This window comes from Streptomyces sp. KMM 9044, from assembly GCF_024701375.2.
In the GTDB taxonomy this organism is placed as follows: Bacteria; Actinomycetota; Actinomycetes; order Streptomycetales; family Streptomycetaceae; genus Streptomyces.
Genome location: NZ_CP113910.1, coordinates 6,827,680 through 6,840,777, shown reverse-complemented (window position 1 = coordinate 6,840,777; position 13,098 = coordinate 6,827,680). Strand labels below are relative to the sequence as shown.

The following is a 13,098-nucleotide window of genomic DNA, read 5'->3' as shown; positions in this document are numbered from 1 at the left end:
ATGTGCCCATGCCGAACCCGACCGAGAGCCTCGTCGCCCTGCTCGACCTGGAGCAGATCGAGGTCGACATTTTCCGTGGCCGCAGTCCGCAGGAGTCGCTGCAGCGGGTCTTCGGGGGCCAGGTGGCCGGCCAGGCGCTCGTCGCCGCGGGCCGTACCACGGAGGGCGACCGCCCCGTGCACTCGCTGCACGCGTACTTCCTGCGCCCCGGCCGGCCCGGGGTTCCGATCGTGTACCAGGTCGAACGGGTGCGGGACGGCCGGTCGTTCACGACCCGCCGGGTCACCGCCGTGCAGCAGGGCCGCACGATCTTCACTCTCACCGCCTCCTTCCACAAGCCTGAACAGGGGAGTTTCGAGCACCAGCTGCCGCCGGCCCGCGAGGTCGCGGATCCGGAGTCGCTGCCGACGGTCACGGAGGAGATCCGCGAACATCTGGGCGAGTTGCCGGAGCAGTTGGAGCGGATGGCCCGCCGTCAGCCCTTCGACATCCGCTACGCGGACCGGCTGCGCTGGGACCCGGACGACGTCAAGGACGCCGAACCGCGCAGCGCCGTGTGGATGCGCGCGGTGGGCCCGCTCGGCGACGATCCGCTGGTGCACACCTGCGCCCTGACCTACGCCAGTGACATGACGCTGCTGGACGCCGTCCGGCTCCCGGTGGAACCTCTGTGGGGTCCGCGTGGCTTCGACATGGCGTCACTCGACCACGCGATGTGGTTCCACCGCCCGTTCCGCGCGGACGAGTGGTTCCTGTACGACCAGGAGTCACCGATCGCCGTGGGCGGGCGCGGTCTGGCCCGGGGGCGGATCTACGACCGTGAGGGGCGGATGCTGGTGTCCGTCGTTCAGGAAGGACTGTTCCGGGCCCTGTAGATCGCGGGGCGGATCACCCAGGCCGGCGGGGCAGGCGGGCCGGTGGGGCAGTCGTCGCCGGGCTCCCGGTCCTCGTTCTCTGCCGCGCCACCGGGCGAGCAGCTCACGGAACACCCCGCGTGGGCGCTCCGGCTGCCGGGACGTCGGCCCCGCCGGTGCGGAGCGGTGGGGGGCGGAAGCCGGGCGGGGCGTCGGCCGGTGTTCGCGGGCCTGTGCCAGCAGCCGTGCCAGGTCCACCTGGAGCCAGGCGATCTCGTCGGGGTCCTGGGCGGTCACGAGGGTCTCCACGAGGACGGCGACTGGTGAGCCCGGGGCGCCGCGGGAGGGCCGCGCGGGGCAGAACCGGCTGAGGTGGGAACGCTCGTAGGGGTCCCCGACCATCTCGGCGACGTGCGGCGGGCCGAGCAGGGAGAGGGCTCCGGCGCGTGACCAGGGGTCGGTGGCCCTTCGGAGCAGAACGGCCAGACGGCGGGTGCGCCCGTCGCGGGCCCGCAGGTCGAGGCCGCTGTCGAGCTGTGCCTTGAGATTGTCGGGCGTGCGGCCCCTCAGCAGCATGGTGTTCTTCTCGTCCGCCGTGAACCGCCTTAGCTCCTCGTCGAGATAGAACCAGACCACGGCACGGCAGCGGTTGAGGCAGAACCTCGTGGGGACCAGCAGTCCCAGCCGGGCCAGGCGCGTGAACCGGTCCTTCGTCACCCCCATGAGCAGCGCGCCCTCTGTGGTGCCCACGGTCCTGACGCTCTCCCGCAGGGCCTCCGGATGATCTGGACGGGCCTGGAGCCGTTGGAGTTCGCCACGGTCGACGCGGCGGCCGGTGCCCCGCTCACCGGAGGTGACGCGGATCCGGCCTAGGTCCACAGCAGGGTCGAACTCGCCCGGCCTGAGGCCGAGTTCCCGTGCCGCACGGCCTGGCGTGACCCAGGAACCGACGGTCGTGACATCGTGTGTGGCGGTGTTTTCGGGCATGCTCGTCTTCCCCCTGGAGTGCGTACGGCCGACGCCGGATGCGCCGCCCGGAGAAAACCGTATCCGGTTCGTCACTCTTCGTGACAAGCCTGTGGATAACTCCGCGGAGTCGACGACCGTGCGTCTCAGCCGCCTGTGGGGTCCTCGGGTTCCGGCCGGCGTGCGTCCACGTCCAGATGCTCACCGACCCGGTTGACCAGCAGGGTCATTTCGTACGCGATCCGGCCGATGTCGGCCTCGGCCCCACTGAGCACGCACAGGCAGCTGCCGGTGCCGGCCGCGGTGACGAAGAGCACCGCGTCGTCGAACTCGATCATCGTCTGGCGCATCCCGCCCGCGCCGAAATGCTGTCCGGAGCCCCTGGCCAGACTGTGCAGTCCGGACGACACGGCGGCTAAGTACTCCGCGTCCTCGCTTCGCAGCCCCGTGCTTCTCCCGGTCACCAGTCCGTCGTTGGACAGGACCAGTGCGTGCCGTACCTCCTCGACTCTCTGGGTCAGGTCGTCCAGCAGCCAGTCGAGTCCCCGGTTTTGTGTCATGCCGCGAATCTCCCCCTTGCTCTGCCCTGTACAGGTTCCTCCGCCAGCCTTCCCCACGACCGGGCACCGGACAAGGAGGATAGGAGCCATGGGACAGAGGATGACCGACGAGGAATGGCGGGAGTTCGTCTCGTACGGAACCCGGACCGCCAAGCTTTCCACCGTGTGCGCCGACGGCAGTCCGCACGTGGCACCGATCTGGTTCGTGCTCGACGGGGACGACATCGTGTTCAACACCGGCGGGGCGACGGTGAAAGGACACAATTTGGCCCGTGACGGGCGGGTCGCCCTGTGCGTGGACGACGACCGGCCGCCGTTCGCCTTCGTGGTACTGCGGGGCCGGGCGCGGATCTCCGGGGACGCCGGGGACCTGGTCCCCTGGGCCACACGGATCGCCGCACGCTACATGGGCGAGGACCGCGCCGAGGAGTTCGGGGAGCGCAACGGCGTACCGGGCGAACTCCTCGTCCGTGTCACCGTCGAGAAGGTCCTGGCGGAGAAGAACGTCGCGGACTGACCGCCGGGACGGTGGCCGGATCCGGTGGCTCGGCGGCACGCGCGATCGCGTCCGGATTACGGGAGGGGCGAGGGACGGGGACGAGCCGCCGCGGGGTGCTGTGGTGCGGGCCGGCAGGTGGGGGATCATGCCGGACATGAGCGACGACCACACACACGTCCAGGAGTTCTTCTCCGCGCGCGCCGCCGGCTGGGAACGCCGATTCCCCGACGACGGTCCCGTCTACGCGGCCGCGGTCGCCGGGCTCGGGCTGCGCGAGGGCGACCGGGTCCTTGATGCCGGCTGTGGCACCGGGCGGGCCCTGCCCCCGCTGCGGGCGGCCGTGGGACCCTTCGGGACGGTCCTCGGGGCGGATCTGACTCCGGCCATGCTGCGGGAGGCCGCGCGGGCGGGACGGGACCGTGACGGCACGCTGCTGCTCACGGATGTCGCCGCGCTGCCGCTGCGTCCGGGGTCGCTCGACGCCGTGTTCGCGGCGGGTCTGATCGCGCACCTGCCTCACCCGGCCGTGAATCTCGGGGAGCTGGCCCGGGTGGTGCGGCCCGGTGGGATGCTCGCGTTGTTCCATCCGATCGGCAGGGCGGCACTCGCTGCCCGCCAGGGTCGCACGATCACGCCGGACGACCTCCGCGCGGAACCCAACCTCCGTCCGCTGTTGGCCGGTTCGGGCTGGCGCATGATGTCCTACACCGACGAGGACACACAGTTCCTGGCGCTGGCCGCCCGGGAGGGCTGACCTCCTCGGCCGGGCGCCGCCGTGCGGTCCACGCGGCGGCGGGTGGGCGATCGGGGGAATTCGCCCCGGCCGGAATGGAAAACTACAGGTCCAGGTGCGGGTTCGGGGTCGCGACAAAGGGCTCGGGGTCGGATTAGTGTGCGCGCCGGTGGACGAACCCGACGGGGAGGCTGCAATGGCCGGGACGGACGAGGAAACCGTCGCTGCCGCGGACGACGCGCCCCATGTGCTGACGGCGGCGCTGCTGACGCCGGCGAAGTTCCCGAGCGTGCTGGGCGACGACTACATCGCACTCCGGTGGACGGTCTGGCGGGAGCAGGTCGACGAGGCGGCGTTCCCGGTTCCGCGCGGCTCCGCGGAGGCCTCCGAGAGCGACGGGGAACCCGCCGGCGGCGGCGCGGCCGGCGGCAGCACGGCCGAGGAGAAGCCTGCGGACGAGAACGCAACCCCGACCGCGGAGGAGCCTGCCGCGGAGCGGCCGACCGCGGACGGCTCGTCCGACGACGGCGCCCCGGCCGACGGCCCTCACGGGCAGCAGGTGGGCCACAGCGGCATTCGGCGGGCCCTGGCGGAGGCACATGCCTACGTCTCCTCGCCACCGCCGCTCGGCCGGGTCCGCTCGTCCTTCGCACCGGGTGACACGCACGCTGCGTGTCGACACCCGGCTGGTCCCTGGTGGCCAGGACCGACGACATGGCGTTCGTCCTCCTCGACGACGGCCCCGGGGAGGTCCTCCCGATGGGCAGGGGGCCGAAACTGCCGGGACTCCTGGAGGACCTGGACAGGATCGCCGTGCGGCCTCTGTGAACCGCGCGGGCGGAGGGCGGTGCCAGACCGCCGGCGGTGGCATGGTCGGCTCCTGGCCCTGGACCGTGCCGGGGCCGCGGCGCGGCAGGGGCCCGTCCTTTGGACGGACCCCTGTGTCTCAGCGGCCCAGCTCCTTGCGTGAAACGCGGCGCAGCCTGCTCCGCTGCGAGGGGTCCAGGGCAAGGTACGCGGCGGCCGGGACTCCCAAAACGATCAGGAGCGCGGCCCACCAGGGCAGCCAGATGAGCAGGATGAGCCCGGCCGCCACACCTCCCGCGGCGATCTTGGCGTTCTTCGACATGGTGTCGCCTCCTTCGCGGCTACTGCCGCTCTCTGACATGGGAACGGCCTCGCGCTCCTGGCGGTTCCGACCGTGTCCCTGAGGCGTCCCTGAGGTTCGCCCCTAGGGTTTCCCTAGGGTTTCCCTCGGAGGGCCGTCGTCGGCTCGTCGAATTCTCGGCTCGTCGACCGGTCGGGGCGGAGCACGACCGCGTGTCCATGGTGTCCCAGTTCGCATCCCAGGCGTACCCGTCCGACCGCGACCGTGCTGTACTGTCGGCGACTCCGCCCTCACTAGTCAAGTTTGATGAATCAAGGATTCCGTGATCGCCGCGCAGACGACTCCCTTGTCTCCCTCCCTCGCTCAGTACGCCGACCTGGCCCGCTGCTCCGCCGTATTCGTACCCGGTGACCCCGCCCGCACCGGCCGCATGGCCTTCTGGCGGCCCGACGGGTCGGCTCCCCCTGCCGTAGACACCGCACAGGTCGAGGACCTGACCGTCGTCGCGCCCGGCGGCGAGGGCGTGACAACGGTGGGCGTCCGTGCGGTCGTGCTGCCGTTGCGTGCCGCCCTGCCCGTCCTCACGCGCGCACGGGCCGGCGGTGACGGGCATCCCGCCCCCGTCTTCTGGGGCACCGCCGCCCTGCACGCGCTGCGTCTGGTGGCACGCGGTCTGCTGCTGCCGGGGTTGTCCCCGGCCGGCCACGACGCCTGGCGCGCGGGTCCGCTGGACGTGGAGGACGTCGAGGCGGTGCGCCGACTCGCCGCCGCGATGCCGCCCGAGGCTCATGCCCAGCCGCTGGAAGGCACCGGGCCCCTGCGGCTGCCCGCCCCCGAACGGCTGCTGCGCTCCTTCCTCGATGCGGTCGCCGACACCCTGCCCCGCTCCCCCGCCGCGCCTCTGGTGACCGGCTCCCCCGCCTACGCCGTGCCCGAGCCCCAGCACCTGCCCGAACTGCGTGACTGGGCCATCGACGTCGCTGCGGGCCACGACGCGGGCGTGCGCCTGTCGCTGCGCATTGAGGTGCACGGCCTCACCGACGTGCCGGCGGCCTGGAACACGCCGGAAGCGCCGGGTGCCCCGGACCACACCACCCCCTCCACCCCCTCCACCGACTCCACCGACTCCAGCGACTCCAGCGACTCCAGCGACTCCAGCATCGGCGCCACGTTCCGGGCCGTGCTCCAGGTGCACGCCGTGAGCGATCCCGCGCTCGTCGCGAACGCCACCGACGTGTGGGCCGGGGCCGCGGAAGACCGGTACGGCTCGGTCGGTTCAGCCGACCCGGACGAGGGCTTCGGGCCGCGGGCCCGGATGGACACACTGCTCGCGCTGCGCCGGGCGGCCCGAGCCTGGGCGCCGCTCACGCCCCTGCTGTCGGCGACGGTGCCCGACGCGGTCGAACTCGCCGACGAAGAAATCACCGAACTCCTCGGCGAGGGCACGAGGGCGCTCGCGGCCGCGGGCGTCGACGTGCACTGGCCCAAGAAGCTGATCCGCGAACTGACCACCCGCGCCGAGATCGGTCCCGCCGACGGGGAGCAGCCGTCCGGCCGGGCAGGCTTCAAGGGTGCCTCCCAGCAACCGTCCTTCCTGTCGGCCGACGCGTTGCTCGCCTTCGACTGGTCGTTCGCCCTGGGCGAGCAGACGCTCACCCGCGCGGAGCTGGACCGGCTCGCGGAGAGCAAGCGCCCCGTCGTGCGGCTGCGTGACCAGTGGGTGCTGGTCGACCCCCGGGAGGTGGTCCGGGCCCGCGGGCGCCGGGATCACGAGGTCACGCCTGTCGGCGCGCTCGGGGCAGCCCTGACCGGCTCGGTGGAGGTGGACGGCCGCCGGTTCGAGGTAAGGCCCACCGGCTGGCTGGCGACCCTGCGGGACCGGCTCGCGGACCCCGAGTCCCAGGAGCCCGTACCACAGCCCGCGGCCCTCGACGCCACCCTGCGGGACTACCAGCGGCGCGGGCTGAACTGGCTGGCCCACATGACGTCCGTGGGACTGGGTTGCTGTCTCGCCGACGACATGGGCCTCGGCAAGACGATCACCCTGATCGCCCTGCATCTGCACCGGCAGTCCGGTCCCGCGTCCGCCGGGCCGACCCTCGTGGTCTGCCCGACCTCCCTGATGGGCAACTGGCAGCGGGAGATCGAACGGTTCGCGCCCGGCACCCCGGTGCGCCGGTTCCACGGGGCGCGCCGCTCGCTGGAGGACCTGGCCGACGGCGAGTTCGTACTCACCACGTACGGCACCATGCGTCTGGACGCCCCCCGGCTCGCCGAGGTGCCCTGGGGGATGGTCGTCGCCGACGAGGCGCAGCACGTCAAGAACCCGTACGCGGCGACGGCCCGGCAGTTGCGGTCGATCGGCGCACGCGCGCGCGTGGCGCTCACCGGCACTCCGGTGGAGAACAACCTGTCCGAACTGTGGGCCATCCTCGACTGGACGACGCCCGGCCTGCTGGGCCGGCTCGGCACCTTCCGCCGACGGTACGCGGACGCCGTGGAGAGCGGCCAGGACCCTGCCGCGGCGGAGCGGCTGGCCCGGCTGGTCCATCCGTTCCTGCTGCGCCGCCGCAAGGCGGACCCGGGGATCGCGCCCGAACTGCCGCCGAAGACGGAGACCGATCACGCGGTACCGCTCTCACAGGAGCAGACAGCGCTGTACGAGGCCGTGGTGCGGGAGGCCCTGGCCGAGATCTCCGGCACCTCCGACGCCCCTGGGCCCGACGGCATGGCGCGGCGGGGAATGATCGTGAGGCTGCTGACCGGGCTGAAGCAGATCTGCAACCATCCGGCGCAGTTCCTCAAGGAGGAGCGTCCGGTGATCGCGGGACGGTCCGGGAAGCTCGAACTGCTCGACGAGCTCCTCGACACCGTGCTCGCCGAACAGGCCTGTGTGCTGGTCTTCACGCAGTACGTGCAGATGGCCCGGCTGCTGGAGCGGCACCTCGCCGGTCGGGGTGTGCCCTCGCAGTTCCTGCACGGGGGCACGCCGGTCGCCGAGCGCGAGGAGATGGTGCGGCGTTTCCAGGACGGCGAGGTCCCGGTCTTCCTGCTGTCGCTCAAGGCGGCGGGCACGGGACTGAACCTCACCCGTGCCGAGCATGTCGTGCACTACGACCGCTGGTGGAACCCCGCGGTGGAGGTGCAGGCCACGGACCGCGCGTACCGGATCGGGCAGACCCGCCCGGTGCAGGTGCACCGGCTGATCGCCGAGGGCACGATCGAGGACCGCATCGCCGAACTGCTGGCCCGCAAAAGCGAGCTGGCAAACGCGGTGCTCGGCTCCGGCGAGGCCGCGCTCACGGAGCTGACGGACGCGGAACTGGCGGATCTGGTGGCACTGCGAGGGGGACCGAGATGACCCGGTACGACGACGGTGACGGAGCCGACGTGGAAGACACCGACGACTGGTACGAGCCGGAAGAAGCCCGGGTGGACGGGACCGGCCCGGACCGAGCCGGCCCCGAGGGGACCGGCGTCGGGTCCGGCGTGGAGCGGACGTTCGCCGCGCTGCCTCCCGCGCGGGGGCGTGGTTTCGCGCAGACCTGGTGGGGCCGGGCCTGGCTGACCGCGCTGGAGGGCACGGCGCTGGACACCCAGCAGCTCACGGCGGGCCGCCGGCTTGCCCGCGCGGGAGCGGTCGGTGCCGTGTCCGTACGGCCGGGGCGGATCACGGCGGTCGTACAGGACCGTGACCGCACGGCGCACCGCGCGGACGTGCTGTTGCAGGAACTGTCGGACGGACAGTGGGACCGCTTCCTGGACATGGCCGTCGAGCGGGCCGGGCATGTGGCGGCGCTCCTCGACCGGGAGATGCCGCCACACCTGGTGGAGGACGCGGAGCTGGCCGGGGTCGAACTGCTGCCGGGCCTGGGCGATCTGGAGCCGGAGTGCGACTGCGGGGCGTGGGACCACTGCGGTCACACGGCGGCGCTCTGCTACCAGGTGGCCCGGCTGCTGGACCAGGACCCGGTCGTCCTGCTCCTGGTCCGGGGACGCGGAGGACGCGCCCTGCTGGACGCGCTCCAGTCGCGTGGCGGGCCGTCGTCCGCGTCCGCCTCCGGGGAGCGGTCCCGGCCGGAGGGCGTGGACGCGGCCGAGGCGTTCGCGGCCGGGGGCGTCCGGCCTGCGCTGCCCGGCGTTGCCCCGCTGCCCGCGGAGCCGGGGATACCGCCGTCGCTGGACACGGACGAGCCTCCCGCCGCCGGGATCGACCCGTCCGCCCTGGAGTTCCTCGCCTCGCGGACGGCCGCGCAGGCCCGCCGTCTGCTGGCTGAGGCGCTCCGGGACGGGCATGAACGGCAGCCGGTGGTGCCGGAACCGACGGTGGCGCGGGACGCGGTGCGGCTGGCCGCCGGTGAGCCCCCGCGCGCCGTGACGGACCGGCTCGCCGACGGTTCGGGCCGTGGCCGGGAAGGGCTGGCAGTGGCGGTACGGGCCTGGCGCCAGGGCGGGGCGGCGGCGCTGACGGTGCTCGACGAGGAGTGGTCGGTGGACGCCGGAACCTTCGCACGCGCGCGTGCCGCCCTGCAGTCGGCCTGGGCCGAGAGCGACGAGGCACAGCGGCCGGTGTTCCGGTTCCGCGCCAACCGCTGGACCCTCGACGGCGGTCGGATCCAGCTGCGTCTCGGGCGCGACGGCCGCTGGTGGCCGTACCGCGAGGAGCGCGGACGCTGGGTCCCGGCCGGATCCGCCGCCCAGGACCCGGCGACGGCCCTGGCCACAGCGGACGCGGAGGCTTCGACGGAGCCGGGTACGCAGACCTGGGCGGGCGCGGGGACGGATACGGGTCGGCTCTTCGGGACGTAGTCCCCCAGAGAGCCGCCCCGCCGGCCTCGTACGCCCTCGCGCTTGCACTCGGTTCAGCGCAGCGCGGCCTCCTCCAGGGACGGCGGGAGCGATTCGAGACCGCTCGGCAGGTTGCTGGGTACGTTGCTCGGAAGTTCGGTGGGCAGATCCGGCAGCTCGGTCGGCAGCAGGCTCTCCAGACCGCTGGGCAGCCCGCTCGGGAAGTCCGAGGGCAGTTCGGTGGGGAAGCCGGACGGCAGCAGGCTCTCCAGGTCACTGGGGAGTTCGGACGGGATGCCCGGCGACGGCTCCGGCGAGCCGTCGGTGCTGCTCCCGGTGGGCCGGTCGTCCGGCGAACGGTCGTCTCCCGACGCCATCAGCACGATCACGGTGACGGCCACAACGGCCACAACGGCCACGACCGCAGCGAGCACGATGCGCAGGAGATTACGGCGCCCGCCGGGACCGCGCCCCGAGCCGCCCCCGCCGTCGGGCGGGCCCGTCGGCGGAGGGGGACCATGTGGCGGCGGTGCGCCGCCGTACGAGGGAGGTCCGAAGCCGCCGCCCGGAGGCGGTGTGTCACCCGGCGGGCCGGGCGGCTGGGGCGGTACCGGTGGCGTGGCCATACCGACCATGGTCGCCTCGGACACCCCCGGTGCGGGCATCCCGCACGGAATTCGCCACGGAGCCGGCCGATGTCGCTGTCCGGCGCCGGTCTCCGGCGCCGGACAGCGACATCGGCCGGTCGCCGCGCGGTGCCGGGCAGTATCCGGCCGGTCACCGCGCGGTGAGGCACCGCCCCGGGAACTCAGCCCCGGGCGCCCAGCAGGTGATCCATCGCCAGCTGGTCGAGACGCTCGAAGCCCATGCCGTGCGCGGCGGCCGTGTCGGCGTCGAAGTCCTCGAAGGCGGAACGGTCGCCGAGCAGCGCCTGGAGGCCGTCGGCCGCCGTGGGCTCGGCCAGCTGGTCCAGGCGGGCCGCGCGCAGCGCCTCCTGCACCTCGGGGTCGGAACGGAAGGCTGCCGCGCGGTCCTTGAGGATCAGGTAGTTGCGCATGCAACCGGCCGCCGAGGCCCACACGCCGTCGAGGTCCTCGGTCCGCGGCGGCTTGAAGTCGAAGTGCTTCGGTCCGCTGTAGCCGGCCGATTCCAGCAGGTCCACCAGCCAGAACGCGGCGCGCAGGTCGCCGGCGCCGAACCGGAGGTCCTGGTCGTACTTGATGCCGGACTGGCCGTTGAGGTCGATGTGGAACAGCTTGCCGGCCCACAGTGCCTGCGCGATGCCGTGCGGGAAGTTCAGCCCGGCCATCTGCTCGTGGCCGACCTCGGGGTTGACGCCGTAGAGCTCGGGCCGCTCCAGGCGCTCGATGAACGCCAGGGCGTGACCGACGGTGGGCAGCAGAATGTCTCCGCGCGGCTCGTTCGGCTTGGGCTCGATGGCGAAGCGGAGGTCGTAGCCCTGGGCGGTGACGTACTCGCCGAGCAGGTCGAAGGCCTCCTTCATCCGGTCCAGGGCGACCCGTACGTCCTTGGCGGCACCGGACTCGGCGCCCTCACGGCCGCCCCAGGCCACATACACCCCGGCGCCGAGCTCGACCGCGAGGTCGATGTTGCGGATGGTCTTGCGCAGCGCGTAGCGGCGCACGTCCCGGTCGTTGGCGGTGAACGCGCCGTCCTTGAACACCGGGTGGGTGAACAGGTTGGTCGTCGCCATCGGCACCTTCATGCCGGTGGAGTCCAGCGCCTGCCTGAAGCGCTTGATGTGTCCCTCGCGCTCGCTGTCGCTCGAGCCGAACGGGATCAGGTCGTCGTCGTGGAAGGTGACGCCGTGGGCGCCCAGCTCGGACAGTCGCTGCACTGACTCGACCGGGTCGAGGGCACGTCGGGTGGCGTCACCGAACGGGTCCCGTCCCTGCCAGCCGACGGTCCACAGGCCGAAGGTGAACCTGTCCTCGGGGGTGGGCTGGTAGTTCATGCCGCGGCTCCTTGCTCGCTGAGACTATTTCGTCATGGCGATTTACAAATTAGTATGCAGCACCATCTCTGGGAAGATGGTCAGCCCACCGAGCCGCGCAAGAGGGAGAAACCGATGTCAGCAGCCGAGGGTCCGCTTGTCGTCGGCGTGGACACGTCCACCCAGTCCACCAAGGCGCTGGTCGTCGACGTGGCCACCGGACGGGTCGTCGCGAGCGGCCAGGCACCGCACACCGTGACCTCGGGGGCGGGCCGGGAAAGCGATCCGCGTCAGTGGTGGGACGCCCTGACTCAGGCACTGCGCCAGTGCGGCCAGGCGGCGCACGAGGCCGCCGCGGTGTCGATCGGCGGCCAGCAGCACGGGCTGGTCACCCTGGACGCGCGGGGCGAGCCGGTGCGTCCGGCGCTGTTGTGGAACGATGTGCGCTCCGCGCCCCAGAGCCACCGGCTGACCGAGGAGCTGGGCGGCGCGAAGTTCTGGGCCGAGCACACCGGAAGTGTGCCGGCCGCCTCCTTCACGGTCACCAAGTGGGCCTGGCTGGCGGAGCACGAGCCGGAGGCGGTCCGTGCCACCAGGGCCGTCCGCCTCCCCCACGACTATCTGACCGAGCGGCTCACCGGGCAGGGCACGACCGACCGCGGCGACGCCTCCGGCACCGGCTGGTGGGCCTCCGGGAGCGAGGCGTACGACGAGGAGATCCTCGCGCACGTGGGACTGGATCCGGCGCTGCTGCCCCGTGTCGTACGCCCCGGCGAGGTGGCCGGGACCGTGCGCGAGGGCCATGGCCTGCCGTTCTCCAAGGGCACCCTGGTGGCGTGCGGCACCGGGGACAACGCGGCCGCCGCGCTGGGCCTCGGCGTACGGCCCGGCACGCCGGTGATGAGCCTCGGCACCTCGGGCACGGTGTACGCGGTGTCGCGGCGGCGGCCCGCCGACCCGACCGGCACAGTGGCGGGCTTCGCCGACGCGCGCGGCGACTGGCTGCCGCTCGCCTGCACTCTCAACTGCACCCTCGCCGTGGACCGGGTCGCGACACTGCTGGGACTGGACCGCGAGGCCGTCGAGCCGGGCCACGGCGTCACGCTCCTGCCCTTCCTCGACGGCGAGCGCACCCCGAACCTGCCGAACGCGTCCGGTCTGCTGCACGGGCTGCGCCACGACACGACCGGCGGCCAGCTGCTCCAGGCCGCCTACGACGGTGCCGTGCACTCACTGCTGGGCGCGCTGGACCGCGTGGTCGACGAGGACGCGGACCCGTCGGCGCCCCTGCTGCTGATCGGCGGTGGCGCGCGGGGCACCGCCTGGCAGCGGACCGTACGGCGACTGTCGGGGCGGCCCGTGCAGGTGCCCGAGGCACGGGAGCTGGTCGCGCTGGGAGCGGCGGCACAGGCGGCCGGTCTGCTCACCGGCGAGGACCCGGCCGCGGTCGCCCGCCGCTGGGACACGACGGCGGGACCGGTGCTGGAGGCGGTGGAGCGGGACGAGGAGACGCTGGCCGGGATCGCCGGGGTACTCTCCGACGCGGCCCCGCTTCTGGAACGCGGCACGGACGCCGCCTGACGGCCGGGGACGGTTCAGGACCGGGCCAGGCCCCACTCACGACCGACCGGGAACG

At 73.0% G+C, this 13,098-nt stretch carries 11 protein-coding genes and 1 pseudogene; 7 read left to right on the top strand and 5 right to left on the bottom strand.

Features of this window, described 5'->3' with window-relative positions:
- Positions 1-8 precede the first annotated feature (8 nt).
- Positions 9-875, top strand: coding sequence for an acyl-CoA thioesterase (locus tag HUV60_RS30605; RefSeq protein WP_257853274.1), 867 nt, complete (start codon positions 9-11; stop codon positions 873-875).
- Here the strand turns inward: HUV60_RS30605 and HUV60_RS30600 are convergent.
- Together HUV60_RS30600 and HUV60_RS30595 are read right to left on the bottom strand one after the other, a co-directional pair.
- Complete coding sequence (locus HUV60_RS30600; RefSeq protein WP_257853273.1) at positions 768-1,841, bottom strand: DUF6397 family protein; 1,074 nt, start codon at positions 1,839-1,841, stop codon at positions 768-770. The genes HUV60_RS30605 and HUV60_RS30600 overlap by 108 nt on opposite strands.
- A gap of 125 nt (positions 1,842-1,966) precedes the next feature.
- Positions 1,967-2,380: a roadblock/LC7 domain-containing protein gene (locus tag HUV60_RS30595; protein WP_257853272.1), complete on the bottom strand. Its 414-nt coding sequence runs from the start codon at positions 2,378-2,380 to the stop codon at positions 1,967-1,969.
- A gap of 88 nt (positions 2,381-2,468) precedes the next feature.
- On the opposite strand from HUV60_RS30595, the gene HUV60_RS30590 reads away from it, so the two are divergent.
- The 3 genes and pseudogenes from HUV60_RS30590 to HUV60_RS30580 all read left to right on the top strand — a co-directional run bounded on the left by HUV60_RS30590 (position 2,469) and on the right by HUV60_RS30580 (position 4,440).
- On the top strand, positions 2,469-2,897 hold the full coding sequence (locus HUV60_RS30590) for a PPOX class F420-dependent oxidoreductase (protein WP_257853271.1): 429 nt from the start codon (positions 2,469-2,471) through the stop codon (positions 2,895-2,897).
- Positions 2,898-3,033: 136 nt separating this feature from the next.
- Complete coding sequence (locus tag HUV60_RS30585) at positions 3,034-3,633, top strand: class I SAM-dependent methyltransferase (protein ID WP_257853270.1); 600 nt, start codon at positions 3,034-3,036, stop codon at positions 3,631-3,633.
- Positions 3,634-3,808: 175 nt separating this feature from the next.
- Positions 3,809-4,440, top strand: a pseudogene (locus HUV60_RS30580) (hypothetical protein).
- Positions 4,441-4,558: 118 nt separating this feature from the next.
- Here HUV60_RS30580 and HUV60_RS30575 read toward each other — a convergent pair.
- Entirely contained in the window at positions 4,559-4,741 is a 183-nt protein-coding gene (locus HUV60_RS30575; protein ID WP_109380710.1) for a hypothetical protein, read from the bottom strand.
- A 409-nt stretch (positions 4,742-5,150) separates the two neighbouring features.
- On the opposite strand from HUV60_RS30575, the gene HUV60_RS30570 reads away from it, so the two are divergent.
- Complete coding sequence (locus HUV60_RS30570) at positions 5,151-8,081, top strand: DEAD/DEAH box helicase (protein ID WP_257853729.1); 2,931 nt, start codon at positions 5,151-5,153, stop codon at positions 8,079-8,081.
- Entirely contained in the window at positions 8,078-9,529 is a 1,452-nt protein-coding gene (locus HUV60_RS30565) for an SWF or SNF family helicase (protein WP_257853269.1), read from the top strand. Before HUV60_RS30570 ends, HUV60_RS30565 begins: the two co-directional genes overlap by 4 nt.
- Before the next feature lie 53 nt (positions 9,530-9,582).
- Here the strand turns inward: HUV60_RS30565 and HUV60_RS30560 are convergent, their stop codons facing one another.
- Together HUV60_RS30560 and xylA are read right to left on the bottom strand one after the other, a co-directional pair.
- Entirely contained in the window at positions 9,583-9,942 is a 360-nt protein-coding gene (locus tag HUV60_RS30560; RefSeq protein WP_257853268.1) for a hypothetical protein, read from the bottom strand.
- Positions 9,943-10,316: 374 nt separating this feature from the next.
- On the bottom strand, positions 10,317-11,483 hold the full coding sequence (gene xylA / locus HUV60_RS30555; RefSeq protein WP_257853267.1) for a xylose isomerase: 1,167 nt from the start codon (positions 11,481-11,483) through the stop codon (positions 10,317-10,319).
- Between the two features lie 114 nt (positions 11,484-11,597).
- On the opposite strand from xylA, the gene xylB reads away from it, so the two are divergent.
- Positions 11,598-13,043: a xylulokinase gene (gene xylB / locus HUV60_RS30550; RefSeq protein WP_257853266.1), complete on the top strand. Its 1,446-nt coding sequence runs from the start codon at positions 11,598-11,600 to the stop codon at positions 13,041-13,043.
- The last annotated feature ends 55 nt before the right edge of the window (positions 13,044-13,098 follow it).

What these genes read in the sequence shown, in the direction of transcription:
- HUV60_RS30600 (WP_257853273.1), bottom strand. Translation starts at nt 1,841, where the DNA reads ATGCCCGAAAACACCGCCACACACGATGTCACGACCGTCGGTTCCTGG.
- HUV60_RS30570 (WP_257853729.1), top strand. Translation starts at nt 5,151, where the DNA reads ATGGCCTTCTGGCGGCCCGACGGGTCGGCTCCCCCTGCCGTAGACACC.
- xylB (WP_257853266.1), top strand. Translation starts at nt 11,598, where the DNA reads ATGTCAGCAGCCGAGGGTCCGCTTGTCGTCGGCGTGGACACGTCCACC.
- HUV60_RS30605 (WP_257853274.1), top strand. Translation starts at nt 9, where the DNA reads ATGCCGAACCCGACCGAGAGCCTCGTCGCCCTGCTCGACCTGGAGCAG.
- HUV60_RS30590 (WP_257853271.1), top strand. Translation starts at nt 2,469, where the DNA reads ATGGGACAGAGGATGACCGACGAGGAATGGCGGGAGTTCGTCTCGTAC.
- HUV60_RS30575 (WP_109380710.1), bottom strand. Translation starts at nt 4,741, where the DNA reads ATGTCGAAGAACGCCAAGATCGCCGCGGGAGGTGTGGCGGCCGGGCTC.
- xylA (WP_257853267.1), bottom strand. Translation starts at nt 11,483, where the DNA reads ATGAACTACCAGCCCACCCCCGAGGACAGGTTCACCTTCGGCCTGTGG.
- HUV60_RS30585 (WP_257853270.1), top strand. Translation starts at nt 3,034, where the DNA reads ATGAGCGACGACCACACACACGTCCAGGAGTTCTTCTCCGCGCGCGCC.
- HUV60_RS30565 (WP_257853269.1), top strand. Translation starts at nt 8,078, where the DNA reads ATGACCCGGTACGACGACGGTGACGGAGCCGACGTGGAAGACACCGAC.
- HUV60_RS30595 (WP_257853272.1), bottom strand. Translation starts at nt 2,380, where the DNA reads ATGACACAAAACCGGGGACTCGACTGGCTGCTGGACGACCTGACCCAG.